The 26,916-nt window shown below is 66.5% G+C and carries 26 protein-coding genes and 3 pseudogenes; 13 read left to right on the top strand and 16 right to left on the bottom strand.

Annotated features, from left to right (window positions below; genetic code table 11):
- Positions 1–222 precede the first annotated feature (222 nt).
- Together DIE06_RS01525 and DIE06_RS01520 are read right to left on the bottom strand one after the other, a co-directional pair.
- Entirely contained in the window at positions 223–1,656 is a 1,434-nt protein-coding gene (locus DIE06_RS01525; RefSeq protein ID WP_124659845.1) for an aldehyde dehydrogenase family protein, read from the bottom strand.
- A gap of 28 nt (positions 1,657–1,684) precedes the next feature.
- The gene (locus DIE06_RS01520; protein ID WP_124659844.1) at positions 1,685–3,325 is read right to left on the bottom strand and encodes an acetolactate synthase large subunit; all 1,641 of its coding nucleotides are present in this window, start codon (positions 3,323–3,325) and stop codon (positions 1,685–1,687) included.
- A gap of 446 nt (positions 3,326–3,771) precedes the next feature.
- Here DIE06_RS01520 and DIE06_RS01515 point away from each other — a divergent pair.
- Positions 3,772–3,927, top strand: a pseudogene (locus tag DIE06_RS01515) (type II toxin-antitoxin system RelE/ParE family toxin); the annotation flags it as partial.
- Positions 3,928–3,939: 12 nt separating this feature from the next.
- On the top strand, positions 3,940–4,239 hold the full coding sequence (locus DIE06_RS01510; protein WP_124659843.1) for a HigA family addiction module antitoxin: 300 nt from the start codon (positions 3,940–3,942) through the stop codon (positions 4,237–4,239).
- 96 nt (positions 4,240–4,335) lie between these two features.
- On the opposite strand, the gene DIE06_RS01505 is transcribed toward DIE06_RS01510, so the two are convergent.
- From DIE06_RS01505 to andAc, 5 genes are all read right to left on the bottom strand, one after another.
- Positions 4,336–5,622 carry a DUF445 domain-containing protein gene (locus DIE06_RS01505; protein WP_124659842.1) on the bottom strand — a complete coding sequence of 429 codons (1,287 nt, stop codon included), beginning with the start codon at positions 5,620–5,622 and terminating at the stop codon, positions 4,336–4,338.
- 163 nt (positions 5,623–5,785) lie between these two features.
- Positions 5,786–7,006 (bottom strand): anthranilate 1,2-dioxygenase system ferredoxin--NAD(+) reductase, encoded by a 1,221-nt coding sequence (gene andAa / locus DIE06_RS01500; protein WP_124659841.1) that lies wholly within the window; start codon positions 7,004–7,006, stop codon positions 5,786–5,788.
- Positions 6,996–7,322: an anthranilate 1,2-dioxygenase ferredoxin subunit AndAb gene (andAb, locus tag DIE06_RS01495; protein ID WP_124659840.1), complete on the bottom strand. Its 327-nt coding sequence runs from the start codon at positions 7,320–7,322 to the stop codon at positions 6,996–6,998. The genes andAa and andAb overlap by 11 nt, the downstream gene beginning before the upstream one ends.
- A 17-nt stretch (positions 7,323–7,339) precedes the next feature.
- Positions 7,340–7,828 carry an anthranilate 1,2-dioxygenase small subunit AndAd gene (gene andAd, locus DIE06_RS01490; RefSeq protein ID WP_124659839.1) on the bottom strand — a complete coding sequence of 163 codons (489 nt, stop codon included), beginning with the start codon at positions 7,826–7,828 and terminating at the stop codon, positions 7,340–7,342.
- 14 nt (positions 7,829–7,842) lie between these two features.
- Positions 7,843–9,114, bottom strand: a complete 1,272-nt coding sequence (gene andAc, locus DIE06_RS01485) for an anthranilate 1,2-dioxygenase large subunit AndAc (protein ID WP_124659838.1) — start codon at positions 9,112–9,114, stop codon at positions 7,843–7,845.
- A 210-nt stretch (positions 9,115–9,324) separates the two neighbouring features.
- On the opposite strand from andAc, the gene andR reads away from it, so the two are divergent.
- Complete coding sequence (andR, locus tag DIE06_RS01480) at positions 9,325–10,281, top strand: anthranilate 1,2-dioxygenase regulatory protein AndR (RefSeq protein WP_124659837.1); 957 nt, start codon at positions 9,325–9,327, stop codon at positions 10,279–10,281.
- 157 nt (positions 10,282–10,438) lie between these two features.
- On the opposite strand, the gene DIE06_RS01475 is transcribed toward andR, so the two are convergent.
- Entirely contained in the window at positions 10,439–11,329 is an 891-nt protein-coding gene (locus tag DIE06_RS01475; RefSeq protein ID WP_124659836.1) for a LysR family transcriptional regulator, read from the bottom strand.
- 91 nt (positions 11,330–11,420) lie between these two features.
- Between DIE06_RS01475 and DIE06_RS01470 the strand changes: the two genes are divergently transcribed.
- Genes DIE06_RS01470 through catC form a run of 3 tightly spaced genes read left to right on the top strand, consistent with a single transcriptional unit; the run spans position 11,421 to position 13,827 of the window.
- Positions 11,421–12,554: a muconate/chloromuconate family cycloisomerase gene (locus tag DIE06_RS01470; protein ID WP_124659835.1), complete on the top strand. Its 1,134-nt coding sequence runs from the start codon at positions 11,421–11,423 to the stop codon at positions 12,552–12,554.
- Positions 12,555–12,590: 36 nt separating this feature from the next.
- Complete coding sequence (gene catA, locus DIE06_RS01465) at positions 12,591–13,493, top strand: catechol 1,2-dioxygenase (protein ID WP_124611109.1); 903 nt, start codon at positions 12,591–12,593, stop codon at positions 13,491–13,493.
- Between the two features lie 43 nt (positions 13,494–13,536).
- Positions 13,537–13,827: a muconolactone Delta-isomerase gene (gene catC, locus DIE06_RS01460; RefSeq protein WP_124659834.1), complete on the top strand. Its 291-nt coding sequence runs from the start codon at positions 13,537–13,539 to the stop codon at positions 13,825–13,827.
- Between the two features lie 97 nt (positions 13,828–13,924).
- Here catC and tssJ read toward each other — a convergent pair whose 3' ends face one another.
- The 3 genes and pseudogenes from tssJ to DIE06_RS01445 form a co-directional block, all read right to left on the bottom strand.
- Positions 13,925–14,443: a type VI secretion system lipoprotein TssJ gene (gene tssJ, locus DIE06_RS01455; RefSeq protein WP_124659833.1), complete on the bottom strand. Its 519-nt coding sequence runs from the start codon at positions 14,441–14,443 to the stop codon at positions 13,925–13,927.
- A 13-nt stretch (positions 14,444–14,456) separates the two neighbouring features.
- Positions 14,457–15,614 carry a type VI secretion system baseplate subunit TssG gene (gene tssG, locus DIE06_RS01450; protein ID WP_124659832.1) on the bottom strand — a complete coding sequence of 386 codons (1,158 nt, stop codon included), beginning with the start codon at positions 15,612–15,614 and terminating at the stop codon, positions 14,457–14,459.
- Positions 15,578–15,982, bottom strand: a pseudogene (locus DIE06_RS01445) (type VI secretion system baseplate subunit TssF); the annotation flags it as partial. The pseudogene DIE06_RS01445 and the gene tssG, both read right to left, overlap by 37 nt.
- Here DIE06_RS01445 and DIE06_RS01440 point away from each other — a divergent pair.
- Positions 15,978–16,244: pseudogene (locus DIE06_RS01440) on the top strand (GPW/gp25 family protein); the annotation flags it as partial. The pseudogenes DIE06_RS01445 and DIE06_RS01440 overlap by 5 nt on opposite strands.
- A gap of 10 nt (positions 16,245–16,254) precedes the next feature.
- Here DIE06_RS01440 and DIE06_RS01435 read toward each other — a convergent pair.
- Positions 16,255–17,040 (bottom strand): NAD(P)H-dependent oxidoreductase, encoded by a 786-nt coding sequence (locus tag DIE06_RS01435; RefSeq protein ID WP_124659831.1) that lies wholly within the window; start codon positions 17,038–17,040, stop codon positions 16,255–16,257.
- 86 nt (positions 17,041–17,126) lie between these two features.
- On the opposite strand from DIE06_RS01435, the gene DIE06_RS01430 reads away from it, so the two are divergent.
- Together DIE06_RS01430 and DIE06_RS01425 are read left to right on the top strand one after the other, a co-directional pair.
- The gene (locus DIE06_RS01430; protein WP_124659830.1) at positions 17,127–18,020 is read left to right on the top strand and encodes a LysR family transcriptional regulator; all 894 of its coding nucleotides are present in this window, start codon (positions 17,127–17,129) and stop codon (positions 18,018–18,020) included.
- Positions 18,021–18,207: 187 nt separating this feature from the next.
- Positions 18,208–18,612 carry a DUF2471 family protein gene (locus tag DIE06_RS01425; RefSeq protein WP_124659829.1) on the top strand — a complete coding sequence of 135 codons (405 nt, stop codon included), beginning with the start codon at positions 18,208–18,210 and terminating at the stop codon, positions 18,610–18,612.
- A 192-nt stretch (positions 18,613–18,804) separates the two neighbouring features.
- Here DIE06_RS01425 and DIE06_RS01420 read toward each other — a convergent pair whose 3' ends face one another.
- Entirely contained in the window at positions 18,805–20,838 is a 2,034-nt protein-coding gene (locus tag DIE06_RS01420; protein ID WP_124659828.1) for an NADPH-dependent 2,4-dienoyl-CoA reductase, read from the bottom strand.
- A gap of 76 nt (positions 20,839–20,914) precedes the next feature.
- Here DIE06_RS01420 and DIE06_RS01415 point away from each other — a divergent pair, with 76 nt between their 5' ends.
- Positions 20,915–21,997 (top strand): AraC family transcriptional regulator, encoded by a 1,083-nt coding sequence (locus DIE06_RS01415; protein ID WP_124659827.1) that lies wholly within the window; start codon positions 20,915–20,917, stop codon positions 21,995–21,997.
- 9 nt (positions 21,998–22,006) lie between these two features.
- On the opposite strand, the gene DIE06_RS01410 is transcribed toward DIE06_RS01415, so the two are convergent.
- The 3 genes from DIE06_RS01410 to DIE06_RS01400 all read right to left on the bottom strand — a co-directional run bounded on the left by DIE06_RS01410 (position 22,007) and on the right by DIE06_RS01400 (position 24,192).
- Complete coding sequence (locus DIE06_RS01410; RefSeq protein ID WP_124659826.1) at positions 22,007–22,456, bottom strand: aconitase X swivel domain-containing protein; 450 nt, start codon at positions 22,454–22,456, stop codon at positions 22,007–22,009.
- Positions 22,449–23,696: an aconitase X gene (locus tag DIE06_RS01405; RefSeq protein WP_124659825.1), complete on the bottom strand. Its 1,248-nt coding sequence runs from the start codon at positions 23,694–23,696 to the stop codon at positions 22,449–22,451. Before DIE06_RS01405 ends, DIE06_RS01410 begins: the two co-directional genes overlap by 8 nt.
- Before the next feature lie 67 nt (positions 23,697–23,763).
- Entirely contained in the window at positions 23,764–24,192 is a 429-nt protein-coding gene (locus DIE06_RS01400) for a MarR family winged helix-turn-helix transcriptional regulator (RefSeq protein WP_124659824.1), read from the bottom strand.
- Positions 24,193–24,302: 110 nt separating this feature from the next.
- Here DIE06_RS01400 and DIE06_RS01395 point away from each other — a divergent pair, with 110 nt between their 5' ends.
- From DIE06_RS01395 to DIE06_RS01385, 3 genes are all read left to right on the top strand, one after another.
- Positions 24,303–25,223, top strand: a complete 921-nt coding sequence (locus DIE06_RS01395; RefSeq protein WP_124659823.1) for a LysR family transcriptional regulator — start codon at positions 24,303–24,305, stop codon at positions 25,221–25,223.
- Positions 25,224–25,330: 107 nt separating this feature from the next.
- The gene (locus tag DIE06_RS01390; RefSeq protein ID WP_124659822.1) at positions 25,331–25,762 is read left to right on the top strand and encodes a MarR family winged helix-turn-helix transcriptional regulator; all 432 of its coding nucleotides are present in this window, start codon (positions 25,331–25,333) and stop codon (positions 25,760–25,762) included.
- A 61-nt stretch (positions 25,763–25,823) separates the two neighbouring features.
- On the top strand, positions 25,824–26,912 hold the full coding sequence (locus DIE06_RS01385; protein WP_124659821.1) for an HlyD family secretion protein: 1,089 nt from the start codon (positions 25,824–25,826) through the stop codon (positions 26,910–26,912).
- Positions 26,913–26,916 lie beyond the last annotated feature (4 nt).

Raw genomic sequence — 26,916 nt, 5'->3', positions numbered from 1 at the left:
AATGCGCACGCCAGCCGGTGTCGTACCCCGATTGGTCATTTCGCGCGATTACATCACGATGCGATGCGTGCAGTCGAGCGCGTTCGGCAGGCGCGACACGCGGTGCCCCCACGATGGCGCACGACCGGAGTCACCGCACCCGTTTGTATGCGCCGAAACGAAAACGGCACGCGGGCCGGCGCGATTGCCCGCCCGCGTGCCGTCATGCCGCCTGCCCTCGTGCTAGCGGCGCCGCACGACCATCAGCCGCGGCTCGGTCATGTCCTCGATCGCGTAGCGGATCCCTTCGCGGCCGAGCCCCGAATCCTTCACGCCGCCATATGGCATGTTGTCGACGCGGAACGACGGCACATCGTTGATCACGACGCCGCCCACCTCCAGCTCGTCCCATGCGCGCTGCGCATGCGCGAGCGAATCGGTGAACACGCCGGCCTGCAGCCCGAAGTCGCTGTCGTTGACGCGCGCGAGCGCATCGTCGAAGCGCTCGAACTTCTCGAGGATCGCGACCGGACCGAATGCCTCCTTGCGGTACAGATCCTGTTCGCGACCGACGTCTTCCAGCAGCGTCGCCTCGAACATCGCGCCGTCGACCTTCCCGCCCGCGACGATCTTCGCGCCCGCCGCGACGGCCGCATCCATCCAGCCCGACAGCCGGCGTGATTCGGATTCGGAGATCATCGGGCCGACGAACGTCGACGGATCCTTCGGATCGCCCATCTTCAGCGAACGTGTCTTCGCGACCAGCTTGTCGCGCAGCGCGTCGTACAGGTCGGCATGCACGAGGATCCGCTGCACGCCGATGCAGCTCTGGCCCGACTGGTAATACGCACCGAACGCAAGGCGATCGACCACGTAATCGAGCTGATCACGCTGATCCGCGTCGACGATCGCCGCCGCGTTGCCGCCGAGTTCGAGCACGACTTTCTTCTTGCCGGCCTTCTCCTTCAGTGCCCAGCCCACGGCCGGCGAGCCCGTGAACGACAGCAGCTTGAAGCGCTCGTCGGTCGTGAACAGGTCGGCGCCGTCGCGATGCGCGGGCAGCACCGAGAACGCACCCTTCGGCAGGTCGGTTTCCGCGAGCACCTCGCCGATGATCAGCGCGCCGATCGGCGTGCGGCTCGCGGGCTTCAGCACGAATGGACAGCCTGCGGCCAGCGCGGGCGCGACCTTGTGCGCGGCGAGGTTCAGCGGGAAGTTGAACGGCGAGATGAACGAGCACGGGCCGATCGGCACGCGCCGCGTATAGCCGGTATAGCCTTGTGCGCGCGCCGAGATCTCGAGGTTGATCACTTCGCCGTCGATGCGCACCGACTCCTCTGACGCGACGCGGAACGTATCGATCAGCCGCGTCACTTCGCCCTTCGAATCGTTGATCGGCTTGCCGGCCTCGATGCACAGCGCCTCGGCCAGCTCGTCGAAGCGCTCGCGAAAGCGCGCGACGCAGTGGTCGAGCACCGCCTGCCGCTTGTAGGCCGGCAACTCGCGCATCGGCTTCGCGGCGTCGACGGCCGCGCCGATGGCCGCATCGATCGCCTTCGCGTCCGCCAGCGCGACGCGCGTCGCGACCTTGCCGCTGAACTTGTCGGTCACTTCCAGATCGGTGTTCGCGTAGACGGCCTCGTTGGCCAGATAGTACGGATAGGTATCCTTCAGCATGGAATGCTCCTTCCGGTGAACGGCGGATTCAGAGTTGCGCCGACAGGCGCTTGATTTCCCGGTTGAGCACGCGCTCGTTGTCCGAATAGTCGATCGGCACGTCGATCACGTGCACGCCCGGCGTCGCGAAGCAGTCGCGCAGCAGCGGCTCGAGATCGTCGGCCGCTTCGACGCGATGCCCGTGCGCGCCATAGCTCCGCGCATACGACACGAAATCGGGATTCTTCAGCGTCATCGCGAAATCGGGGAAGTTCATGTTTTCCTGCTTCCAGCGGATCATCCCGAACGCATCGTCGCGCAGGATCATCACGACGATGTCGAGCTTCAGCCGCACCGCCGTTTCGAGCTCCTGCGAATTCATCATGAAGCCGCCGTCGCCGCAGACGGCGATCACCTTGCGCTGCGGATGCACGATCTTCGTCGCGATCGCCGACGGCAGGCCCGCGCCCATCGACGCGAGCGCGTTGTCGAGCAGCAGCGAGTTCGGTTCGTGGGCACGCCAGTAGCGCGCGAACCAGATCTTGTACATCCCGTTGTCGAGACAGACGATCCCGTCGACCGGCAGCGCGTTGTACAGTTCGTTGACGATCCGCACCGGATACATCGGGAAGCGCGGGTCGTGCTGGCCCTTCTCCAGGTGCGCGTCGAAATGCGACTTGATCATCGCGAAGCGCTCGAAATCCCAGTGCGCCTGGGGCGTCACCGCCTCCTTCATCTGCCATACCGCGTTCGCGATGTCGCCAACCACCTCGATCTGCGGGAAGTAGACGGGATCGACCTGCGCGCCGAGGAAGTTCACGTGGATCACGGTCTTGTCGTCCGTGCGCATGAAGAACGGCGGCTTCTCGATCACGTCGTGCCCGACGTTGATGATGCAGTCCGCATGCTCGATCGCGCGGTGCACGAAGTCGCCGTCGGACAGCGTCGCGTTGCCGAGCCACAGCGGATGCGTTTCGTCGATCACGCCCTTGCCCATCTGCGTCGTGAAGAACGGGATGCCCGTCTTGTCGACGAATTCGAGCAGCATCTTGCAGGTCGTCTTGCGGTTGCCGCCCGCACCGATCATCAACAGCGGATGACGCGCGGCCTGGATCGCGTCGATCGCATGCGCGACCGCCTTCTCCTCGGCCACCGGCCGCCGGCTGTAGCTGCGTGGAATCGGCTTGCCGTCGCCCTCCTCGTGCGCGATGTCCTCCGGGAGTTCGAGGTGCGCGGCGCCCGGACGCTCCTCCTCCGCGCGGCGGAATGCCTCGCGCACCGCCGACGGAATGTTGCCGATCGACACGATCTGCCGCGTGAACTTCGTGAGCGGCTGCATCATGTCGACGACGTCGACGATCTGGAAGTGGCCCTGCTTGCTGGACTTGATCGGCTTCTGCCCGGTGATCATCAGCATCGGCATGCCGCCGAGCTGCGCATACGCGGCGGCCGTCACGAAGTTGGTCGCGCCCGGCCCGAGCGTCGCGAGGCACACGCCGGTGCGGCCCGTCAGGCGGCCGTAGGTGGCGGCCATGAACCCGGCCGCCTGCTCGTGCCGGGTCAGCACGAGCTTGATCTTCGATCGCCGCAGCGATTCGAGCAGATCGAGGTTTTCCTCGCCGGGAATGCCGAACACGTACTCGACGCCTTCGGCTTCCAGCGCCTTCACGAACAGATCCGATGCTTTCATGGGGGACTCTCGGTTGATGCCGCCTGCCCGGCTTACGGGCGCGCGGCGTTCAGAACGCGCGCCGGCCTACGGCACGCGGACGCTTACCTACTGGACACTGACCACGGTGCTGCCCGCCGTGCGATGCAATGTGTGCAACGCGCGGCGGCGCCTCCCTATGCAGGAGGACAAACGGATCCGCCCGCGCGCGGCAAGCACGCGCGGGCGGCAAGGACGTTTTTGATTGTAGACGGATTCGTGGATTTCCGACGCCGGTCGGCAGTCACCCCGCGCGGGTCGGCCGAACGGCTATCGGCGCGGCAAACGATGGGAACGGCCCTATAGTCAGGTCAATGCAATCATCCGACGTGCTTTGGCCAAACCCTCACCGTCCGCTCGCCGGTCGAGCACGTCAGTGGCCGGAGTCATTTCATCCTCATTGACGTATTACGTTAAACGTAATACTGTTGCGCGACTTGCGATCCCCGCCCGGCAATCGACTTGAAGCGTTGCATCGCGATCGGGAAGGTCAGTACAGCATCCGTATCAACGAGCTATGGCGAATCTGCTTCGAATGGTGCGCTGATGGCCCCGCCAATGTCGAGATCGTCGACTATCACTGACTGGAGATTCGCATGTTCAAGAATGGAATGCGTCCGATCCATCCGGGTGAAATCCTTCGGGAAGAATTCCTCGTTCCGCTGGAAATGAGTGTCAACGCGCTGGCACTCGCGTTGAACGTGCCGGCTACGCGCCTGCACGAAATCGTCAAGGAACGGCGCGGGATCACGGCCGATACGGCTTACCGGCTCGCGCGCTACTTCGATACGTCACCGGAGTTCTGGCTGAATCTGCAAGCCACGTACGATCTCAAGACCCTGCCGACGCGCGGCGAGATCGACCGGAAGGTCGAACCGCGCGACTCGCACACCTAGACCACCCTGCCCTGCCGCGAGATCCCGCGGCCGCTTCGGTCTTGCCACGCCGACCGTCGAATGACCGGTACAAGCCGGACTCGGATCACGCCCGCATCAATACAGCCACCCCGCCGCCCAGCGCGGCACCAGCGACACCAGATACAGCCCGAGCCCGATCAGCCCGCCGACCAGTGTGCCGTTGATGCGGATGTACTGCAGGTCCTTGCCGATGTTCAGCTCGATCTGCCGCGACATCTCGCGCGCATCCCAGTTGCGCACCGTATCGCGGATGTGGCGCATCAGGAAGTCCGCGAAATCCGGCGCCATCTCGTGCACGGCCTTCTCGATGTGCTCGTTCAGCGACGCACGCAGCGCGGGGCTCTCGGCAAGCCGCGCGCCGAGCCAGCCGCCCAGCGTCGCGGCCTGCCGGTGCAGCGCCGAATCGGGCCGCGCGAGATCGGCCTTCAGCCAGGTGCGCAACTGGTCCCACAGATCGCGCACATAGTCGTTGAACGCGTCGCCGTCGCGGATGTAGCGCTTGATCTCGTCGCCCTTCGCGATGAATGCCGGATCGTGCTTCAGCCGCTCGGTCAGCCGCACGACCGTGCGGTCGAAGCGCTGCCGCAACTCGTGTTCGGGATCGGCCGCCACGCCCTCGAGCACGCGGCTCACCGCACTTGCCAGCATGCGCGCGCCGTTCTCGCCGAACCACTGCGTCGGCATGATCTTCTCGACCTTCGGGTATTGCGTCTTCAGCCACTCGACGATGAAGCCCGCGATCACCTCGCGGTTCTCTTCCTTGTCGAGCACGTCGACCACCTGTTCGATCGCGTCGTCGAGCAGCGCCTGGTGGCGGCCGTCCTTCGTCAGCGTGTCGAGGATCGCGCCGGCCGATTGCGACAGGTCGATCCGGTCGATCACCGCGCGAAACGCGTCGTGGACGAACGACTGGATCCGCGCGTCGTCGGTCATGTCGAGCGCGAAGCTCATCAGCTTCGTCACGTAACCGCCGAGCGCGTCGGTGTTCGCGGGCTCGCCGAGCCATGCACCGAGTTTTTGCGCGGGATCGTGCTGGCGGATCTGCGCGGCGAGCGCGTCGGGGCCGAGGAATTTCTCGCGCACGAACACCGCGAGGTTGTCGGCGATCTTGTCCTTGTTCTTCGGGATGATCTCGGTGTGGCGCGACACGAATGGAATCGGCACGCGGCGGAACAGCGCGACGACCGCGAACCAGTCGGCGAGCGCGCCGACCATCGCGGCCTCGGCCACCGCCTTGAAACCGTCGACCCACGGGCCGCGCGGCAGCAGGATCGTCGTGACGAACACCGCGACGGCGGCCAGCAGCAGCCACAGCGCGCGGCGCTTGCTGCGTTTCAGTTCGAGGGCTTTGTCTGGCGTCATGGGCGACCGGTGAAACGGCAATGCCGCTAATATGCACCGATCGCCGGCCCGCGACAAACCCGCGCGCATCGCGCGAGCCGGAATGTCGTCCGGAACGGGTTTCCGTCCACGTTCCAGCTGACCAACGCGAACACGGCCAGGCCGGCCGCGTTCGCGCATTGCCTCAGAGAAACGTTTTCAGGTTCACCGCCGGATCGGCGAGCTTCGCCGGATCGGGCACGGCGCCTGCCGCAATCAGCCGCCGCGATGCACCGATGTCGCGCCCCAGGTTCGCCGCTGCCACCGCGGCGATCTTCCCGTCGTCGCCCAGTCCGAACACCGTGAACGATCCGCTCGCGGGATCGCCGCGCAGGACCGTCGTCCGCTCGCTGCCGAACAGCCCGAGCATCTGCAGGTTGCAGTCGTACTGATCGGACCACAGCCACGGCAGCTCGGCATAGGTGTCGTCCGCACCGAGCAGATTCGCGGCCGCGACGGCCGGCTGGTTTTCCGCGACCTGCCACGACTCGATCCGCACATGGCGCCCGAGCAGCGGATTGAAGTGCATCGTGACCTCGCCCGCCGCGAAGATCGCGCGATCTGCCGTGCGGCAGCCCGCATCGACACGGATCCCGTTGTCGACCTCGAGGCCGGCCGCCTGCGCGAGTTCGACGTTGGGCACGACGCCGATCCCGACCACGACGATATCGACCTGCACGTCGCCGCGATCGGTCTCGACGATCGCGCCGCCGCCCGGTGCGCGGCGAATCGCGCGCGGCAGCGTCGCCATCTGGAAGATCACGCCACGTGCGTCATGCAGTTGCCGCGCATACGCGCCGACGACTTCCGGCAGCGCACGCTGCAGCAAGCGCGCGGCCGGGTCGATCACCGTCACGTCGCACCCGAGCTGGCGTGCCGCGGCCGCCACTTCGAGACCGATGAAGCCGCCGCCGAGCACCGCCACGCGACGCCCCGGCGCGAGTTGCGCGCGCAACGCACGCGCGTCGGCGACGGTGCGCACGTAATGCGGAACCACGCCTTCGTCGACCGGGCCGCCGAACGCACGCACCCGCGACCCCGTCGCGAGCACGAGCCGTGCGTACGGCAATGTCGCACCGTCGTCGAGTCGCACACGCTGCGCGTCGCGCTCGATCGCGTCGACGCGCGTGCCGAGCCGCAACTCGATGCGCTGCGCGTCGTACCACGCGGCATCGCGAATGAACGCGCGCTGCTCGCCGCCGTCGCTCAGCAGCGCGTCCTTCGACAGCGCGGGCCGGTCGTACGGCAGTTCGCGCTCCGCGCCGATCATCACGATGCGTGCATCGGCGTCGCGCGCACGCAGCGCCTCGGCCGTGCGCCGCGCCGCGTGGCCGGCGCCGACGATCACGAACGGGTCAGTCGACATTGACTTCCACCTGCCCGTCGACGATCCGGATCGGATAGGTCCGCACCGGCTCGGTGATCGGCGCGCATTTCGGCGCACCCGTGCGAATGTCGATCAGCCCCTGGTGCAGCGGGCATTCGACGCAGCCGTCCTCCACATAGCCTTCGGACAAGCGTGCGTGACCATGCGAACAGAGGTCGTGCATCGCGAACAGTTCGTCGCCGATCCGGAACACCGCGATCGGCTTCTGGCCGGCGACGCGCGCCGCCGGTTCGTCTTCGGAGAATTCGTCGAATGCGCCCAGCGGATGCCACTGGGCGAGCGTTGCTTCAGTCATGTCGATTCCTTGCTTCGTCAGATCGGGGTCGCAAGCAGCGTCTGCACGCGCGACGTGTCGTAGATCACGCGCTTGGTCTTGTAGCGCAACCCATCGGCCGTGCGCACGACCGTGTCGTAGTACTTGCCGGCCTGGTATACGTTCGATTCGCCGTTGCTGCGCGTCTGCACGACCACGTAGTTGCTCTCGGTATCGATCTCGCCGTCGCGCTCCGCGACGATCGTGAGACCCGACGTCATGTGCCGGTACGTGTGCTCTTCGAAGATGTTCGCGTGCCGCAGCGATACCACGCGGTCGCGCAGCATCCGCTGGTTCGTGCAGTGGACGATCCCGACCGGCAGCCCGAGATCCGCGTTCTCCTTCGGCACGATCTCGTACGTGCAGTCCTCGGTGAACATTTCCGGCCAGTGTTCGAGCCGGTCGTTGTCGAGGTGGCCGATGTAGCGGTTCTGGAGCATGTAAATCTCGAACCACGTCTTCATGTCTTCCGTCAGGTTTTCCATCATTCCGTGCTCCCGCTTCAATAGCCCATCAGCTTCTGGTAGCCGACCCAGAACTTGCGGATCAGGCTTTCGGTGATCACCGTGTCCTGCTGGTCCGGATTGCCGCGTGACATCTCGATCACCGACGTCGCGTCGGCGTCGCGCACCGTGCCGCGCTGCACGAGTTCGGTCGCCTCCGTGTCCTCCATCGAGATATAGCCGGCCGGCCCGACCAGGTTCGCCTGCTTGATGCGCAGCGCGCGCAGCTCGGGCCTGTCGTCCGCATAGCCGAAGAAGTGGAAGATCAGCTCGAAGTTGTCCGGCCCCTTCGGCAGGATCTGGCGCGCGACCAGCGTGTTGTGGATCTGCTGGATCACGAGCTGCGGGAAGATCGGCTGGATATGGTTCGTGCAGTCCTCGTCGTATTCCGACACGAGATCGAGGATCGACTCGTCTTCCAGATGGAAACCCTCGTCGAACGAGCGGATGTTCTGCTGCTTGTACGCGGCCGACGTGTCGTCGCCCGTCTTCGTCACCGTGATGATGCTGTGCAGCCCGTGGTTCGCATCCGGAATCGAGCGCGCCTTCATCCCGACGCGGAAGATGTTGAAGGTCGTATGGAACAGGTGCAGCATGCTCGCGTGATACGGGTCCTTCACGTTCTCCATGTACAGCTTCCAGTTCGACTTCGAATACTGGCGCGTGCAGCCGAGATACTCGATCGGCTTGTGGAAGATCCGGTCGATCCACGGACGCATCTGCTCGCCCAGATAGTCGGGCAGCGGCCCCACTTCATCGCTGAAGGTCGCGAACACGAGCCCGCGATAACTGTCGACGCGCAGCTTGCGCAGCCCGTGCTGCTTCGGGTCGAAGTCGGCCGGCATCCCGGTCATCCCCTTCTGGCCGCGCCGGAACGGCACGCCGAGCAGGTTGCCCTGGTTGTCGAAGCTCCACTGGTGGTAGACGCACGTGTGCGAACTCGCGTTGCCGCGCGACTTGCGGCAGACCTGCGCGCCGCGGTGCGCGCAGCGGTTCACCCATGCGGACAGCGTGCCGTCCTCGGTGCGCGTGACGACGACCGGCGTATCGCCGACGAACGTGCTCTTGAAGTCGCCGGCGTTCGGGATTTCCGCTTCCAGCGCGACGAAGTTCCAGGTCGGCCCGCGGAAGATGCGTTCCTGCTCGCGATCGTAGACCGCGCGCGAACTGAACACCTTGTACGGCACGCGCGAGCCGTCGTCGTGCGGAAAGTGCACATCGGACGCGTCGTCGCGCGCGGCGAATACGACGGGCGATTCTGTCTGCTCCATGTCGGACTCCTTGTGGTTCCGTTACGTTGATTGCATGGAGCCGATTTTTGAAAAGCTAATATTCGGCGTCTATCCGGAAAGTGCGATTGCGGCGGCGCAATATCCACTTTCGGCGGATTTCTGCGCTAGCATGGCGACACACGCGACCGTGCGCACGATCGAGACCCATTCGTCGGATCGAAGCGCGCGTCCATACCAAGGCCGATGCCCATGTCCCCAACGTCGTTCGAGCCGCTTGCGCTGCGCGCGCACCGGCTGTTCGAATCCCGCGATCTCGACGAGACGCGCGAGCGGATCTCGCGCGTGATGCAGCCGCACGCGCTGCTGCCGAGCGGCCGCGTGCAAGGCGCATCGCATATGGATTTCGTCCGGCTCGGCGGGCTCGGGATCGGCACCATCGCGTTCGGCGACGCGATGCGCGTGCAGGTCGACGCCGTCGACGGCTATTACCTGCTGATGTTCTGCCTGTCCGGGCAGGCGGAAGTCCATGCGATGGGGCGCCGGCTCGGCGTCGACGGGCAGACGGGCGTGCTGTGCGCCCCCGGCGAGCGCTTTGACGCGGTGCTGTCCGCCGACTGCGAGCAGTTCGTGCTGCGCATCGACGCGGCGACCGTCGGTTCGCTGACCGGCGACCCGCGCGCGACGCTCGACCCCGTGCTGCACATCAGCGATGCCGCGCTGGCCGCGTGGCGCCAGCAGCTGATGCTCGTCGCCCGCTCGCCCGAACTGCTCGAACGTGCGAATGCCAATCCGCGCGTCGCATCGCAGCTCGAGCATCTGCTGATCGATTTGCTGATCGAGGGCCACCCGCCGTCGGTACCGAGCGCACGCAACGATCCGGCGCCGGGCTTCGTGCGGCGCGCGCAGGAGTTCGTGAACGCGCACTACGCGCAGCCGCTGCAGCTCGCCGATATCGTCCAGGCCGCCAACGTGCCGGAACGGACGCTGCGCGACGCGTTCCTGCAGTTCCGCGGGATGAGCCCGATGCAATACCTGCGGGCGACGCGGCTCGAGCATGCGCGGGAGTTGCTGCGCGGGTCGCTGTCCGAGCGACGGATCGCCGATATCGCGCTCGATTGCGGGTTTACGCACCTCGGGCGGTTCGCGATCGCGTATCGGGAGAAATTCGGCGAATCGCCTTCGGAGACGCTCGACGGGAAGCGGTAGGCGGGGGCTGCCTTTGCCTTGCCGCCTTTGGTCAGCGTGCCGGCCCGCTGCCCGCCCGCGCCAACGGCAAATGCCATCGCATCGCGACGCCCTCTTCGCATTCGGCCAAGTGCGTCGAAATTGACCGTTAGTTGCGATCAATACGCTAACGGCCCCCTTACCCGGCCGGCGCGATCATCTCCCGCGCGATCGCGCAGAACGCGGCTGTCGCGGCGCTTTCGCCGTGCAGCCGGCGGCTCATGATGATCGGCGACGTCGCCGTGGGTTCCGGCAGCCGCCGGTAGACGACGCCCTTCACGCGCACGCCTTCCACGCTTTCCGGCACCAGCGACACGCCCACCTGTGCGGCGACGAGCCCGAGCGCCGTCTGCAGTTCGCGCACCTCGTGCACGGCCGCAGGCACGAGCGCGCCGTCGCGCAGCGCGGACAGCTGCTGGTCCGCGAAACTCGGCCGCGGCGTGCTCGGATAGACGATCAGCGTCTCGTTCGCGATGTCCGCGAGCGTCAGCGGCCGCTCCGGATCCGCGAGCGGGTGCCCGACCGGCAGCGCCGCGATCAGCTTTTCCTCGATCAGCGCCTCGCGCACGAGCTGGTCGTCGTCGAAGCGCAGGCGGCCGAACCCGACGTCGATCCGCCCGCCCTTCAGCGCGCCCAGTTGCTCGAGCGTGAACATTTCGATCAGCGACAGCTCGACGTCCGGGTGCGCCTCACGAAACGCGCGGATCACGTCCGGCAGCGCGCCATAGAGCGTCGACGGCACGAAACCGATCACGATCCGCTCCGACAGCTGCGCGAGCCGCCGTGTCAGCGGGCCGAGTTCGTCGGCCTGTTCGACGACGCGCCTCGCCTGTGCATAGAACACCCGGCCCGCGTCGGTCAGTTTCAGTGGCCGCGCGCCGCGCTCGAACAGCGCCAACCCGACCTCGCCCTCGACCGCCTGGAGCTGGCGGCTCAGCGGCGGCTGCGTCATGTGCAGCCGCTCCGCCGCCCGCGTGATGTTCATTTCTTCCGCGACCGCGATGAAGTACCGGAGCTGGCGCAATTCCATTTCATGCCTCAAAGGTATGGAAGTAGTCGGAAAGAGTGTTGGACAACGCCGGGCGGGAGTTCCTACCATGCGCACCAACAGGAGGAATCGCATGATAGCAACTGCCGCCACCATTGAACGCATCGAGACACTGCTCGTCGACGTTCCGACGATCAGGCCCCACAAACTGTCGGTCGCCACGATGAATTGCCAGACGCTCGTGCTGGTCCGCGTTCGATGCACGGACGGTATCGAAGGCGTCGGCGAGGCGACCACGATCGGCGGTCTCGCGTATGGCGAGGAGAGCCCCGAGAGCATCAAGGTCAACATCGACACCTACTTCGCGCCGCTGCTGCAAGGCATCGACGCGACGCGCCCGGGCGCCGCGATGGCGCGTGCGCGCAAGCTGTTCCAGGGCAACCGGTTCGCGAAGTGCGCGATAGAAACCGCGCTGTTCGACGCACAGGCGCGCCGCCTCGGCGTGCCGCTGTCCGAACTGTTCGGCGGCCGCACGACCGATGCGGTCGACGTCGCGTGGACGCTCGCGAGCGGCGACACGCAGCGCGACATCGCGGAAGCCGAGGCGATGCTCGACGCGCGCCGCCATCGCGCATTCAAGCTGAAGATCGGCTCGAACGCGGTCGATGACGACGTCGCTCACGTGATCGCGATCAAGCGTGCGCTCGGCGAGCGCGGCGACGTGCGCGTCGACGTGAACCAGGCATGGACCGAAACCGATGCGATCCGGGCCGGCGCACGACTCGCGGACGCCGGCGTGAGCCTCGTCGAGCAGCCGATTGCCGCGACCAATCGCGCGGGGCTGAAGCGCCTCACGCAGCTCGCACAGATTCCGATCATGGCCGACGAAGCGCTGCACGGCCCCGTCGATGCGTTCGCGCTCGCGCAGGACCGCGCGGCCGACGTATTCGCGGTGAAGATCGCGCAGTCGGGCGGCCTGCTCGGCGCGGCCAGCGTCGCATCGATCGCATCGGCGGCCGGCATCGATCTGTATGGCGGCACGATGCTCGAGGGCGCGGCCGGCACGATGGCGTCCGCGCAGCTGTTCAGCACGTTCGGCTCGCTGAAATGGGGCACCGAGCTGTTCGGCCCGCTGCTGCTCACCGAGGAAATCCTCGTCGAGCCGTTGCGCTACCAGGATTTCAAGCTGCACCTGCCGGCGACGCCCGGCCTCGGCATCACCTTCGACTGGGCCCGCATCGAACGGATGCGACGCGACGCCCGCTGATCCCGCACGACACGACAACCGAAACCGGAGACACAGATGAACAAGCAAGCCATCGACGCCCTGCTGAAGACCTTCGACGACGCCGCGGAAAAGCCCGGCAACCCGCGCGTGCGCGCGATCGTCAACCGGATCGTGAAGGACATCTGCTACACGATCGAGGACTTCGACGTGCAGCCGAGCGAGTTCTGGACCGCGCTCAACTACCTGAACGAAGCCGGCCGTGAATTCGGGCTGATCGCCGCGGGCCTCGGCCTCGAGCGCTTCCTCGACGTGCGGATGGACGAGGCCGAGGAGAAGGCCGGCTTCCACGGCGGCACGCCGCGCACGATCGAGGGGCCGCTGTATGTCGCGGGCGCACCGGAATCGGTCGGCCATGCGCGTCTCGACGACGGCACCGACCCGGGCCAGACGCTGATCATGCGCGGCCAGGTGCTCGGCCAGGACGGCGCGCCGCTCGCCAATGCGCTCGTCGAGGTGTGGCACGCGAACCATCTCGGCTGCTACTCGTACTTCGACCAGTCGCAACCGGCGTTCAACCTGCGCCGCTCGATCCGCACCGATGCCGAGGGCCGCTACAGCTTCCGCAGCGTGCTGCCGGTCGGCTACAGCGTGCCGCCGGGCAGCAAGACCGAGCAGCTGCTCGACCAGCTCGGCCGCCACGGCCATCGTCCCGCGCACATCCACTTCTTCGTTTCCGCGGACGGATATCGTAAGCTGACGACGCAGATCAACATCGAAGGCGATCCGCACATCTGGGACGACTTCGCATTCGCGACCCGCGAAGGGCTGATCCCGAAGGTCAAGCAGGCCGAGGGCGCGGAAGGCAAGCCGTATGGCGTCGACGGTCAGTTCGCGCTGATCGACTTTGATTTCTCGCTGCTCAAGGACAAGCAGGACGTGCCGGCGAGCGAAGTCGAGCGGGCGCGTGCGCAGGCCTGAGCGGCCGTCCCGTTCGACGAATCGACAACGCAAGGAGTGCAGGATGCTGTTTCATGTGGAAATGACCGTCCGCCTGCCGGCGGACATGGATCCGGTCAAGGCGGCCACGCTGAAGGCCGAAGAGAAGGCGATGTGCCAGCGGCTGATGAACGAAGGCATCTGGCGGCACCTGTGGCGGATCGCGGGGCAGTATGCGAACGTCAGTATCTTCGATGTCGAGAGCGTGCAGCAACTGCATGACCTGTTGAGTCAGCTGCCGTTGTTTCCGTATATGGAGATGGAGGTGCGGGCGCTGTGTCGGCATCCGTCGTCCATTCGCGACGACGATCGGTGATCTCCTCGCGACCCGTGCCGCCGGTTATCCTGCGCATGGGTCGCCACTTCCCCGCAATTTCCCCCGCGGTTTTCGCGAGAAGCTGACGTGGCCGCACTCACTTGGGGATGTCTCCGGTCATCTGAAGTCCACTCGACATCAATCCAATACGTAGCGGCTTATCCGGATCAAGCTTTTTTTTCTCGATGATCCGCCTCCAATCTTCGGCGGCGCCGGGGACACGGTACAACGCGACGATCGCCACATACTCCGTCCCTCGTTGCATCGGTTGAGACAAGCTCGACGACGCCCCGGGGCTCACAACAGTCGACATAGCCGCTTGCAGATCCCGGGCCAGCACGGTCCGATCGTTCTTCAACAGATCGTCATACGACGCCGCATCGAACATCTTGCGATCCTTCAACTGGTAGACGCGAACGGCAACCGACGTCGGTCGTCCCGCGTCGTCCGGATTCAGCGCCGCGCGTGCAGTCAGGTCGACATCGAGCACCTTCACCTGCTTGAAAAACACCGCTCGATAGGCATTCGACGACGCATCCGACACGGATTGCCAGGCACCACAGCCCGACAGCAGCAATACGGCGGCAGCAGTAGCCGCACTCATTCGATAGAACATGAAGACTCCGGAATCAGATCGTGCGCGGCACGAGATGCGGGTTGGGTTGCGGCACGGGAAACGCCTCATAGATGCCCAGCGCGATGTTGATCAGACGATCGTCGGCTGACGGCAACACCGTCGTCCAGCCGAGCCGCGGCACCGGGTCGACTCGTACGATCCCGACGACAGGACGCGGAACGAACCGCGACGACACTTCCATCCGCAAATGCACGTCGGCCTTGATGCCGACATACAGCTGGATGAATGCCATCACCTCTCGATGCAGCCATGCGCCCGGCAACAAATCTTGAGCCTGCCGCGCATCGGTCGGTCGCAATGTCAAACGCACCGCCCGGCTGCGATAGGCGAGACGCCTGCCGAGCACGTAACCGCCACCGAGCCCGGTGCACTTCGCATCCGAGAGCACGCCCGCATCCGGCTTCGCCGACGTCAACGGCGTCGGTCGCCCGGTACTCGTCGTTACCGACCAGAACTCGTCGACGCGAACATCGGCCCCAGGCGCGGCAAGCGCCACTACACCGGCCAGCCCTTCCGACGTGCGCGTGCGCTGAATCAACAACCCCAATAGCGCAAGCATTCGCGAATTCGGCAGCCCCGCCCGCAGGGGCTTGTCGCCCCATCCGAATCCCGCCAGACACAGCAGGCTCTGCGAATAATCGTCGACACCGCCGGCCCGGAAACGCTCCGGATAGCGATACTTCTTCCATGCGCGATACAGCAGCGTCGCCGCGCGGTGATTGAACGGATCGAGAAAGGCCTCGACCGCTTCATGCCCCTTCTCCCGCAACACGATCTCGTCGATCATGTGCGATGGCATGGCCGCATCGACGCCGTAGAGCCCCATGAAGGTCGTGCGTACGGTCGGCGGCGCATGGAAGTGCTCGTCGTCGAATTCGACAGCGGCCACCTCACCGGCGGGAAACCCCAACCGCGGACGCGGCCGAAACCGCACCGGCTCATCCTCCGGCGTATCGCGCGTGCCGAACCCGGGACGTTCAGGCATGCACGCCTCCAGAAGACGACAGAACTGCATGAAAGTCATCTTCGGCGCCCGCTCGAACAGCGTCGCGGCAAACGCCGTCGGTCCCTTGGACGCAGCGACTTCACCGCTCGCCCTATCGATTGAGGGTGTCATAGCGGCGCTCGCTGAGCCTTGCTGCGCGGCCATTCCGTTCGCGACCGCGACGGCAGGCTGACGATCGCCAACTTCGTGAACAGATTGATTTCCGCATACGCGCCGAAGAACCGGTGCAGCAACTCGCCGAACAGCATCACGTCGCCTGCGCCAGAGAACGCATGCGCATCGAGCGTGACCTCGATCAGCACACCACGCTCGACCGCCCCGCCCGACACCTCCTCGATCATGTCCTGCGACACATGCAGGATGCCGGCCAGCCGCCGCCGATTCAGTTCCTCGTTCGTCCAGTCGTACAGCGCCAAAGCGCCACGCAATACCTCCGCGTTCATCATCGACAGGAAATTCGGTGCGAGATGCGACAGCACACGCCACTGGAAACGATCTTCCGTCGGGGGATACGGGCTGCCCGACCTCACGAACATCTACAAGGCATTGCCCGCGTCGGCGCATTTGCTCAAGCAGCAGATGGAAGCCACGCTGCTGAAATACGAGCCACGCATCCGTTCGATCGACGTCGGGATCGTCGACAACCGCGATCCCGGCATCCTGGTCAGCTTCGAGATGACCTGCCATCTGAAGAACGCCGGGCTCGTGCGCTTTGGCACCTACTTTGAACCGCCGGGCCGCCTGCGCGTCGAACGGCGCATCGACCGGTCGTGATCGCACACCCTCACTGCCCGTGCGCCAGATGCGCCGCAAACCCCACCTGCTCCGGCGCGATCCCCGCCTTCAGCGTCAGCGCCGGAATCTCGTAGTCTCCCGCATTCTGCCGCCGGAACGGGATCGGCTGCGCAGTCCACAGTTCGTCGAGACGCTTGCCGAGCGCCGCACGCGTTTCGTCGAAGCGCACGTCGTTCATCCGCCCCGTCCGGTAGATCACGAACGGCGGCAGCACGTCGAACCCCGGGTAATACAGGATCCCGTGCTGGATCGGGAATAGCACGTCGTCGATCGGCCCGTTGATGCCGCGCGCGCTGTAGTGCGACTCCCATCCGCCGGTCGTGACGATCACCATCGCGCGCTTGCCCGCGAGCGAGCCTTCGCCGTAACGGTCGCCCCAATGCCGGTCGGAATGCTCGCCGACGCCGTACGCGAAGCCGTACGCATACACACGCTCGACCCAGCCCTTCATGATCGCCGGCATCGAGAACCACCACAGCGGAAACTGCAGGATCACCGCGTCGGCCCACTTCAGCTTGGCCTGTTCGCGCGCGATGTCGTCGCGCTGCGTGCCCGTCTCGAACGCACGCTTCGAATCGAGCGCGGGATCGAAGCGCGCGTCGGGCGCACGGTCGATCACGTCATGTGCATCGAATGCGGCCTTCCAGTTCATCGCATATAGATCGGTCACCTGCACGGCATGGCCTGACGCTTCGAGATGCTCGACCGCGAAGTCCCGCAGCGCACCGTTCAGCGAGCGCGGCTCGGGATGGGCATAGACGATCAGCACGTTCATGTTGATTGCTCCGTTGATTGAATGACTGCAGGATGCCGTCGCCGAAGGTATATTGGAAATGAATTACTGATATTACAGGTATAGCCATGAACAATCTCAGACGGCTGGATCTGAACCTGCTGGTCACGCTCGACGTGCTGCTCGCCGAGCACAACGTCACGCGGGCGGCTGAAAAACTGAACATGTCGCAGCCGTCGGTCAGCGTGCAGCTGCAGAAACTGCGCGACCTGTTCGGCGATCCGCTGCTGCTGCCGGGGCCGCGCGGGATGCGGCCGACGGCGCGCGCGGAAACGCTGCGCGAGCCGCTGCGGGACGCGCTGGAGGCAGTCGAGCGCGCGGTGCTGACGGCCACGCCGTTCGATCCGGCAACCGCGACGAATACCTGGCGCGTGGCCGCGACCGACTACGGCGAATCGACGATCGTCCTGCCCGCACTGAACACGCTGCGTTCGGCCGCCCCCGCCACGCGGCTTGCCGTCGTCGAGCTCGTGCCGCCGCGCATCGAGCAGGACGCGGAGCGCAACGGTATCGACCTGGCCTTCCACACGACCGAAGGTTCGCCGGAAGGAATGCGGCGCCTGCCGCTGTTCGTCGAGCGATACGTGCTCGTCGGCCGCGCCGGTCATCCGAAACTGAAGCGGCGCCCGACGCTCGCGCAGTTCGGCGCGCTGGAACACGTGATCGTGTCGCCCGACGGCGGCGGCTTCTTCGGCGTGACGGACGACGCGCTCGCGAAAGCGGGTGCCGCGCGGCGTGTCGTGCTGTCCGTTCCGCATTTCCTGTTCGTGATGTCGGCCGTCGCCAGCACGGACCTCGTCGCGATGCTGCCCGAGCGGCTGGTGCACGGTACCCCCGCGTTGCGCGTGGTCGACACGCCGGTCGAGGTCCCCGGCTACGAAATGTCGATGCTGTGGCACGAACGCGTGCATCGCGACCCGGCGCATCGGTGGTTGCGTGAGACGATCGCCGCGTCGGTGTGAGTCGCTCGCGGAAACGGCACGGTTGCATGCGTCTGCCGCCATCGCTCCGCCCCTCGAACCCGGGTCGACGAACACATCTGCATTCAGGACTTGAAACCGCCTCGAACACTGTATATATTTACAGTGCTTTTGCACCATTTGACCCGAATTCCGTCACCCATGACGGACGGACTTTTGTGAGGCGACCATGTTCCAGTCATCCGCATTCGATCCCGAGCAACCCGGCTTCAACCCCGTCCACTTCGAGCGTGCCGCGCAGCGGGCGGTCGTCGACCTGCAGCGTGTCGTCGGCGGCCCTGCCCAACGCGCGCTCGGCCTGCGACGCCGCACCCATCCGGCCGCGGTGCGCACGATGAGCTGGGAGGCGCTGCTGAACGTCGAGGAACTCGCGTTCTCGAATACCGGTTTCCTGAGCCGCAACGATCCGACGGTCGTCGACGCGTTCATCCGCCTGCGCGACAGCCGGCTGGTCGCCGCGGACGTCGAGGAGCTGGTCGACTGGCGTCGCGACGACGACGACCTGCCGGCCGTCTACCTGATCGTCAAGGCGATGCTGGAAGCGGAAGAGGAAGAGCGGGCCGAAGCGGCCTGACGTACGCCGGCCGCTCGCGGATGTCGTTGTGCCGGAATCGCGTCGCCGCGTTGCATGGCGACGCTGCACATCCGCTCCGCGCTGCCCGCGTGCGCCGGATGCCGAATCATCGACCCGAAAGTCAGGCTTCGTCGCGCAGGCAAGCCACCGCCGCGCGACGCACGCCGTGTCGAAAGCCGACACGGCTGCCCGTCACAACCGCGCCGCGAGCCGCGAGCCCTGATCGATTGCACGCTTCGCATCGAGTTCGGCCGCCAGGTCCGCGCCGCCGATCAGGTGCACCGAGCGTCCGGCCGCCTGCAGCGGCGCGAGCAGCGCGCGCTGCGGTTCCTGCCCCGTGCACAGCACGATCGTGTCGGCTTCGATCAGTTCGTGATCGGTACGCTGTTCGCCGTACGACACGTGCAGCCCGCGCACATCGATGAGTTCGTAGTTCACGCCACCGATCATCTTCACCTGCTTCATCTTCAGCGTCGCGCGGTGAATCCAGCCGGTCGTCTTGCCGAGCCCCTTGCCGAGCGGCGCCGCCTTGCGCTGCAGCAGCGTCACTTCGCGCGCCGGCGCGGCGACCTGTGCGCGCGTCACGCCGCCACGCGTCACGGCCGGATCGGTCACGCCCCACTCCGCTTTCCACTCTTCCAGATCGAGCGTCGGCGACTCGCCGTCCTGCACCAGATATTCGGCGACATCGAAGCCGATGCCGCCGGCGCCGACCACCGCGACACGCCGGCCGACCGGCCGCCTGCCGGCGAGCACGTCGATATAGCTGAGCACGTTCGGCCCGTCCTGGCCGGGAATCTTCGGGTCGCGCGGCGCCACGCCGGTCGCGAGCACGATCTCGTCGTAGCCGCCCGCGATCAGGTCGCTTGCGTCGACGCGACGGTTCAGGTGCAGGTTCACACCGGTCAGCTCGACCTGCCGGCCGAAGTAACGCAGCGCTTCGTCGAACTCCTCCTTGCCCGGAATCCGCTTCGCCATGTTGAACTGGCCGCCGATCTCCGACGCCGCGTCGAACAGGTCGACGTGGTGCCCGCGCTGCGCGAGCACGGTCGAGCACGCAAGCCCGGCCGGCCCCGCGCCGACCACCGCGATGCGCTTCGGCTGCGGCACGCGCGCATAGGTCAGCTCTGTTTCATGGCAGGCGCGCGGGTTCAGCAGGCACGAAGCGATCTCGTTCTTGAACGCGTGATCGAGACACGCCTGGTTGCAGCCGATGCAGGTGTTGATCTCGTCGGCGCGACCCTGCGCGGCCTTGACGACGAACTCGGCGTCGGCGAGCAGCGGGCGCGCCATCGACACCATGTCCGCGCATCCGTCCGCGAGAATCTGCTCGGCCACTTCGGGCCGGTTGATCCGGTTGGTCGTCACGAGCGGGATGCCGACCTCGCCCTTCATCTTCTTCGTCACCCATGCGAACGCGCCGCGCGGCACCGACGTCGCGATCGTCGGTATGCGCGCCTCGTGCCAGCCGATCCCCGTGTTGATGATGGTCGCACCCGCGCGCTCGACGGCCTTCGCGAGCTGCACGGTCTCGCTCCAGTCGCTGCCGTCGGGAATCAGGTCGAGCATCGACAGCCGATAGATCAGGATGAAATCGCGCCCGACCGCTTCGCGCGTGCGCTCGATGATCTCGATCGGCAGGCGGATCCGGTTCTCGTACGAACCGCCCCACTGGTCGGTGCGCCTGTTCGTGTGCATCGAGATGAACTGGTTGATCAGGTAGCCCTCGGAGCCCATGATCTCGACGCCGTCGTAACCGGCCTCGCGCGCGAGCTGCGCGCAGCGGACGAACGCGCGGATCTGACGCTCGACGCCGCGCGCGCTGAGTTCGTGCGGCGCGAACGGCGAGATCGGCGACTTGATCTTCGACGGCGCGACCGCGAACGGGTGATAGCCGTAGCGGCCGGTATGCAGGATCTGCAGCGCGATCTTGCCGTCGTCCGCATGCACGGCGTCGGTGATCACGCGATGCCGCCGCGCGCCGGCCGACGTCATCAGCGTGCCGCCGAACGGCTTGGTCCAGCCGGCCACGTTCGGCGCGAAGCCGCCGGTCACGATCAGGCCGACGCCGCCGCGCGCACGCTCGGCGAAATAGTCGGCAAGGCGCGGCAGCGTCTTGCGGCTGTCCTCGAGGCCCGTGTGCATCGAGCCCATCAGCACGCGATTCTTCAGCGTGGTGAAGCCGAGGTCGAGCGGCGCGAGCAGGTGGGGAAAGGTCGTCGTCATGATCGTTCTGCGGTTAGGCGATGAATGCCATCGTAGGCCGCGCGCCGCCTTGAACGTGAGGGGGCAAACAGCCATAATGCTTGTCATTTCCGGCCAAATCGACATGACCTCCACGTCACGCAAGGACCACCTCGGGCTACGCCGGCCGACGATTCCGGTCGCCTATACGCGCCTGCTGCTGCAGGCGCTGGCCGCGCGCGGCGTCGATCTTGCCGCCGTGCGCGCGGGCACCGGGCTGCGCGATGCGGTGTTGGCCGAACCGGACGCGCGCGTCGCGCCGTCGCAATGGGGCCGGCTGGTGCTCAACGCGATCGAGATCGGCGGCGATCCGGGCATCGGGCTCGCGTTCGGGCTGCTGTTGAAGCCGACCGTGCACGGCTTCCTCGGCTACGCGACGCTGACCGCGCGGGACATCCGCGACGCGCTGGTCGTCACGCAGCGCTACTTCCGGATGCGCAATCGCCAATATCGTCTGACCTATGCGGAGGACGAGCACGGCGCGACGCTCGAGTTGCACGGCGTGCAGGCGAGCCCCGTGCTGCAGCATCACGTGATGTTCGAGTTCGTGCTGACGGGGCTCGCGCAGAACATCTCGCAGTGGTCCGGGCGCGCGTCGCCGCCGATTGCGCTGCGCTTCACGTGGCCCGAGCCCGGTTATTTCGCGCGCTATCGCGACCCGTTGCCGCCGGTCGAATTCGGCTGCCCGGCGAATGCGCTGTGGATCGCGCGCGACGTGCTCGACTGGCCGCTGCCGCTCGCCGACGAAGTCGCGCACCGGCAGGCGCTCGTGCAAGTCGAGCGCGAGTATGCGCAGGTGCGTCAGGACGAAGGCGATCTCGTCGAGCGCGTGCGCGCGGAACTCGCGCGCACGGCCGGCGACTATTCGAGCCCGGACGCGCTCGCCGACGCGCTGCTCGTGTCGCCCCGCACGTTGCGGCGCCGGCTCGAGGAGGCCGGATCGAGATATCGGCAACTGCTCGACGAAGCGCGGTTTCGCGACGCGAAGCAGTTGCTCGCCGCGTCGGACCTCGACCTGAAGACGATCGCCGAGCGGCTGCAATTCACCGACCCGGCGAATTTCACGCGGGCGTTCCGGCGCTGGGCCGGGCAGACGCCGAGTGCGTACCGGGAAGCGGCGGCGGCAACAGCGCGAGAGTAAGCCGGCAGGTCAGCCGCCGATATCAATCCGCGCACCGCCATCGCCCTCGCCCGCCTCGATCCGCACCTCGCCGGTCGCGGCGACGATCGCGTCATACACGTCGTCCGTCACGCACACCACCGGCACCGCGATCGCATACAGTTCGGCGGCGACGATCGCACCGATCGAGACGATCAGGTCGCGCTCCTTCAGCACGATCCCGACCGGCCCGGTGCCGTTGCGCACCGCTTCCGCGAGCACGCTGCTGCTCGAACTCGAGCCCTTCGCATGCGGCATCACCATGATCCGGCCGGCCAGGCTCGCGCCCGCCTGCGGATGCCCGCGATCGACGATCCGCCCCGCGCCCGAGTCGTAGCCGCCCCAGAAGCTGAGCGGCTTGTCGAGCACGATCGTCGTTGCGCATGCGCTGCCCGGCACGAGCGTGTCGCCCGTCAGATTCCCGATCGTTGCGTCAGTCATCGAATCGCACCTTTCCTTCGAACGCGGAGCGCACGCACTCGCGCATGCTGCCGTACGCCACCGTGACACCGATGTTCGCGGGCGCATACGACGCCCACTTCCCCGAGTTGGTCATCACCAGACCCGACAACTGCTTCATCACCGGCGTGATGTACGTGCAGGTGTCGACGACGATCTGGATGCCGCGCGCGTCGAACTTGCCGGCAAGCCCGAGCTCACCCAGCTCCCACAGGATGAAGCGGCTCGTATTCACGTAGAAATCGCACTTCGGCTTGCCGTCGAACCGATCGAGCAGCGCGTCGAGCGTGCGGAATTCGGCCAGCGAGAAATGCGGCGTGCCGAGCGCGACCGCGACGAGCGCATCGCCGTCCGCACCATGATTCAGCGTGCGGCGGATCGCGTCGAGATCGGCCATCGCGACGTCGACCGTTCGCTGCGCCGCCTGCCCGTGCAACGCGGCGTCGAGCGTCGGCGCCTCGGGCGTGACGCCCACCGCATGGAACAGCGCGACCGCCCCGCTCGATGCGGCGGCCGCGCCGAGCGCCTTGAGTTCGTCTTCGGTGGTGTCCGCGGGCAGTCCGACGATCGCCGGCACGGTCGCGCCGGCGATCCTGCCGATCAGCAAACCGAGCGCCGCGAAATGGATGTCGCGCGACGGACGGTGGCCGAAATCCGGTGCGTTGAACACGATCCGCGCCGCGCGATTCGATTCGACATGCAGCCCCGCATACGGCGCACGCCCGGTGATCGCGGCGGCCAGGTCGAGAAAGTCGCCGTAGCGGCTGGTGCGCGCACCAAGCACCGAATTGGCGAACACGATCGCATTGGATTCGGCCCATGCGATCTGCTCGCCGACGCGCGGACGATGCTTCAGCTGATACGGCGCGCACGTGAAGCTCGATTCGCAGCCGAGCTGCAGGTGCGCATCCATCAGGCGTTGCGCATCGCGCTGGATCGTGCGATCACCGTGATACAGCTCGGGATGGATCAGGTCGAGCGACCCGACGTTCAGGGTGGTCGGCACCGCGACCCGCGCGCCGGTGTCGACGAAATACTCGACGAAGTCGAGGCTGGTCTGGCCGTGGTAAAGACAGCCGTCGATATGCGCGGACGTGATGTCGATCAGGTGCGGCGCCGACATGACCTCGGCGGTTCGCGCGACGATCCGCATCGCGCGCGCGACGCCGTCGCCGAATGCGCCGCGCAACATCGCGTCGTCGCGCTCGCTCAACTGCAGCATGGGGGGTGCTCCTCGTGTCTCGTCCGGTGGATCCGGATCGCTTTTGTCATACTACCGCGCGTTGCCCCTATCGCTGCGCCGTCAGGCTGAACAGTTCGTCGCGCAGCGCCTTGGCCCGGCCGCGGCCGAACTGCGTCTCGAACTCGTCCTGCGCGGCCTGCCACTCGACTTTCGCCTGCGCGTAGGTCCGCTCGCCGAGCTTCGTCAGGCTGAGCGCATGCGCGCGCGCGTCATGCTCGGACGCGGCCGCGGCGACGAATCCGTCGCGCTGCAGCGGCTTCAGTGCGCGCAACAGCGTCGTGCGATCCATCACCAGCCGATCGGCAAGCTCGCTCATCACCAGGCCGGGCCGGTGCGACAGGTTCGCCATGATCGAGAACTGCGCGGGCGTGACGCCGACCGGGGCCAGATGCCGCTCGTAGAGTTGCGTGACGAAGCGCGCCGCCTGACGCAGCGCGAGGCAATTGCAGGCTTGGGTCATCGGGATATCGTTCATGACCGGCAATTTATATGTGCATATGCATAAAGTCAATGTACACTCCGCCGTAACATGGCCGGGCCGGCCGTGTGCATCGGGCGCCTCGCCATCGCCTCGAGGAGACGAACATGGACTACATCGACAAGCTGCGGATCTTCCGATCGGTGGTGGAAACGCGCAGCTTCACGCGCGCCGCCGACATGCACGGCCTCGCGCGGCCGGTCGTGTCGCGGGCGGTCGCGGATCTGGAGGCGCGCTTCGGCAGCCGCCTGCTGCACCGGACCACCCGCCAGGTCTCGCTGACCGAAACCGCCGAGCGCATCTACGAACGCTGCGCGGCCGTGCTCGACGAACTCGATGCGCTGGAAGCGCAGGCACAGTCGCATACGCGCGAGCCCGAGGGACTGCTGCGCCTCGTTGCGCACACGACAGCCGCGCTGAACCGGCTCGTGCCGCTGATCGCAGGCTTCAAGGCCGCGCATCCGCAGGTGCGCCTCGACGTCACGCTGACCGAGCGCCCGGTCGATCTCGTTGGCGAAGGCTATGACATCGGCATCGTCGTGCCGTACATGCTGACGAGCGAGACGACCGTCGTGCGGCTCGTCGAACGCATTCCGGTGGTGATCGTCGCGACGCCCGCGTATCTGCGTACGCATCCGCGTCCCGAGACACCGGCCGAACTCGCCGGTCATGCGTTCGTGCCGATGTCGCCGTCGCTGCGCCGGCCCGCTCTGTCGTTCCGCGTCGACGGCGACACGCTGACCGTGCCGCTGAGCTTCGACATCTCGTCGAACAGCCCCGTCTTCAACCGCGAAATGGTGATGCACGACTTCGGCATCGGCGTCGTGCCGAGAACGCTCGTCGAAACCGAACTCGCGTCAGGCACGCTCGTGCAGCTGCTCGAAGGCGCCGACCTCGTCGACGCGTTCGTGGAAATCAAGCTCGCCTACGCAAACCGCGCACTGCTGCCCGCGAAGGTCAAGGCGTTCATCGACTACACGGCCGCGTACTGCGACCGCGAAGGCCGGATTGTTCCGGCCGCGGCCTGATCCGGCGCGAAAACGCGCCGTTCGGCCGCCGATTGGTACAGCCGCGACACCAATCTGATCCTGCCCCGCCCCTCGCTTCAGGCCGCCCTGCCGCCTAACATGTGCACATGCACAAGACCACGCTTACCGATGACGATTGCTTCGCGGTCCGGCAAGCCGCCCGGCGAATCTCGCAGTTCTATGAGCGCTACCTGTCGCGCGCGGGCGTCACGCCGTCGCAGTACAGCATCCTCGCGCTGCTGCGGGAGCACCCAGGCCTGACCATGGCGACGCTGTCGACGGTGCTGGTGATCGAGCGCACGGCGCTGTTGCGCGCGCTCAAGCCGCTGGTCGGTGCGGCCCTGGTCACCGGCCGGATCGAGGCGCGTTGCCGCCGCCAGACGTTCGCGCTGACCGCGCACGGCGAAACGAAGGTCGCCGACGCGCATGTGCACTGGCTCGCCGCCCAGGAAGCGTTCGAGCAGCGGTTCGGGCCGGCCCGGGCGGCCCGCCTCAGAGACGAATTGTTCCGGATCACGCACGACCTGCCGGAACGCTAGGTTCCCCGATCGGCGACGCATCGTCGGTCGTTTCAAATAGTGCATATACATAGGTGAATCGATGGAAACGACCCAAGCCGCTGCCTCCCGCGAGGCAGCCACAATCGACCGGCCGGCAAAGCAGCGCCGCGTGCCGTGGATGCGGATCGCGGTGGCCGCCGTGGTCGTCGCGGTCGCGGCCGCGGCGCTCGACTGGCTGTTCGTGCTGCGCTTCCAGGAAAGCACCGACGATGCGTATGTCGGCGGCGACGTCACGGTGCTCGCGCCGAAGGTGAACGGTTTCGTCGACAGGATTCTCGTGACCGACAACCAACCCGTGAAGGCCGGCGACGTGCTCGTGCAGCTCGATGCGCGCGACTACGACGCGAAGCTCGCGCAGGCGAGTGCCGAAGTCGACAGCGCGCGCTCCGCGGTGGCCGAACTCGAAGCGAAGCAGCAACTTCAATACGCGGTGATCGGCCAGCATGCGGCGGACCGGAATGCATCGTCGGCCGAACTCACGCGTGCGTCGTCCGACCGCGTGCGCTACCGCGAGCTCGTGAAATCCGATGCGGTGTCGAACCAGATCGTCGAACGCGCGGACGCCGACTATTCGAAGGCGGATGCGGCCGTCGCGCGCAGCGACGCTGCTTTGCTTGCATCGAAGCGGCAGCTCGACGTGCTCGGCGCGCAGCTCGCCGATGCGCGGGCCCGCGTGAACACGGCACTTGCCGCGCAACGCGTCGCGGCGCTCAACGTCGAGTACACGACGATCCGCTCGCCGGTCGACGGTTACGTCGGCAACCGCACGGGCCGCGTCGGGATGCTCGCAAACGTCGGCGTGCCGCTGCTGACGGTCGTACCCGCGTCGGGGCTGTGGATCGACGCGAACTTCAAGGAGGACCAGCTGCGCAAGATGCATGCGGGCGATCGCGTCGACGTCGCGCTCGATGCGTCGAGCACGCGCCTGCATGGCCGCGTCGACAGCCTGGCGCCCGCGACCGGCGCAACCTTCAGCGTGCTGCCGCCCGAAAACGCGACCGGCAACTTCACGAAGATCGTGCAGCGCGTGCCGGTGCGCGTGCAGCTCGATCCGCAGCCGGGCATCGAGCACGTGCTGCGCCCGGGTCTCTCCGCGGTCGTGATCGTGCATACCGACCACGCAAACTGAACGG

The sequence above is a fragment of the Burkholderia sp. Bp8998 genome, from assembly GCF_003854235.1.
Lineage (GTDB): Bacteria > Pseudomonadota > Gammaproteobacteria > Burkholderiales > Burkholderiaceae > Burkholderia.
The sequence above is the reverse complement of the archived record's forward strand: the minus strand, read 5'-3'. Positions and strand labels throughout refer to the sequence as shown.

Bases quoted from the DNA above. Each gene is read 5' to 3' on its own strand.
- DIE06_RS01525 (WP_124659845.1), bottom strand. From the start codon at position 1,656: ATGCTGAAGGATACCTATCCGTACTATCTGGCCAACGAGGCCGTCTAC.
- DIE06_RS01520 (WP_124659844.1), bottom strand. From the start codon at position 3,325: ATGAAAGCATCGGATCTGTTCGTGAAGGCGCTGGAAGCCGAAGGCGTC.
- DIE06_RS01510 (WP_124659843.1), top strand. From the start codon at position 3,940: ATGTTCAAGAATGGAATGCGTCCGATCCATCCGGGTGAAATCCTTCGG.
- DIE06_RS01505 (WP_124659842.1), bottom strand. From the start codon at position 5,622: ATGACGCCAGACAAAGCCCTCGAACTGAAACGCAGCAAGCGCCGCGCG.
- andAa (WP_124659841.1), bottom strand. From the start codon at position 7,006: ATGTCGACTGACCCGTTCGTGATCGTCGGCGCCGGCCACGCGGCGCGG.
- andAb (WP_124659840.1), bottom strand. From the start codon at position 7,322: ATGACTGAAGCAACGCTCGCCCAGTGGCATCCGCTGGGCGCATTCGAC.
- andAd (WP_124659839.1), bottom strand. From the start codon at position 7,828: ATGATGGAAAACCTGACGGAAGACATGAAGACGTGGTTCGAGATTTAC.
- andAc (WP_124659838.1), bottom strand. From the start codon at position 9,114: ATGGAGCAGACAGAATCGCCCGTCGTATTCGCCGCGCGCGACGACGCG.
- andR (WP_124659837.1), top strand. From the start codon at position 9,325: ATGTCCCCAACGTCGTTCGAGCCGCTTGCGCTGCGCGCGCACCGGCTG.
- DIE06_RS01475 (WP_124659836.1), bottom strand. From the start codon at position 11,329: ATGGAATTGCGCCAGCTCCGGTACTTCATCGCGGTCGCGGAAGAAATG.
- DIE06_RS01470 (WP_124659835.1), top strand. From the start codon at position 11,421: ATGATAGCAACTGCCGCCACCATTGAACGCATCGAGACACTGCTCGTC.
- catA (WP_124611109.1), top strand. From the start codon at position 12,591: ATGAACAAGCAAGCCATCGACGCCCTGCTGAAGACCTTCGACGACGCC.
- catC (WP_124659834.1), top strand. From the start codon at position 13,537: ATGCTGTTTCATGTGGAAATGACCGTCCGCCTGCCGGCGGACATGGAT.
- tssJ (WP_124659833.1), bottom strand. From the start codon at position 14,443: ATGTTCTATCGAATGAGTGCGGCTACTGCTGCCGCCGTATTGCTGCTG.
- tssG (WP_124659832.1), bottom strand. From the start codon at position 15,614: ATGGCCGCGCAGCAAGGCTCAGCGAGCGCCGCTATGACACCCTCAATC.
- DIE06_RS01435 (WP_124659831.1), bottom strand. From the start codon at position 17,040: ATGAACGTGCTGATCGTCTATGCCCATCCCGAGCCGCGCTCGCTGAAC.
- DIE06_RS01430 (WP_124659830.1), top strand. From the start codon at position 17,127: ATGAACAATCTCAGACGGCTGGATCTGAACCTGCTGGTCACGCTCGAC.
- DIE06_RS01425 (WP_124659829.1), top strand. From the start codon at position 18,208: ATGTTCCAGTCATCCGCATTCGATCCCGAGCAACCCGGCTTCAACCCC.
- DIE06_RS01420 (WP_124659828.1), bottom strand. From the start codon at position 20,838: ATGACGACGACCTTTCCCCACCTGCTCGCGCCGCTCGACCTCGGCTTC.
- DIE06_RS01415 (WP_124659827.1), top strand. From the start codon at position 20,915: ATGCTTGTCATTTCCGGCCAAATCGACATGACCTCCACGTCACGCAAG.
- DIE06_RS01410 (WP_124659826.1), bottom strand. From the start codon at position 22,456: ATGACTGACGCAACGATCGGGAATCTGACGGGCGACACGCTCGTGCCG.
- DIE06_RS01405 (WP_124659825.1), bottom strand. From the start codon at position 23,696: ATGCTGCAGTTGAGCGAGCGCGACGACGCGATGTTGCGCGGCGCATTC.
- DIE06_RS01400 (WP_124659824.1), bottom strand. From the start codon at position 24,192: ATGAACGATATCCCGATGACCCAAGCCTGCAATTGCCTCGCGCTGCGT.
- DIE06_RS01395 (WP_124659823.1), top strand. From the start codon at position 24,303: ATGGACTACATCGACAAGCTGCGGATCTTCCGATCGGTGGTGGAAACG.
- DIE06_RS01390 (WP_124659822.1), top strand. From the start codon at position 25,331: ATGCACAAGACCACGCTTACCGATGACGATTGCTTCGCGGTCCGGCAA.
- DIE06_RS01385 (WP_124659821.1), top strand. From the start codon at position 25,824: ATGGAAACGACCCAAGCCGCTGCCTCCCGCGAGGCAGCCACAATCGAC.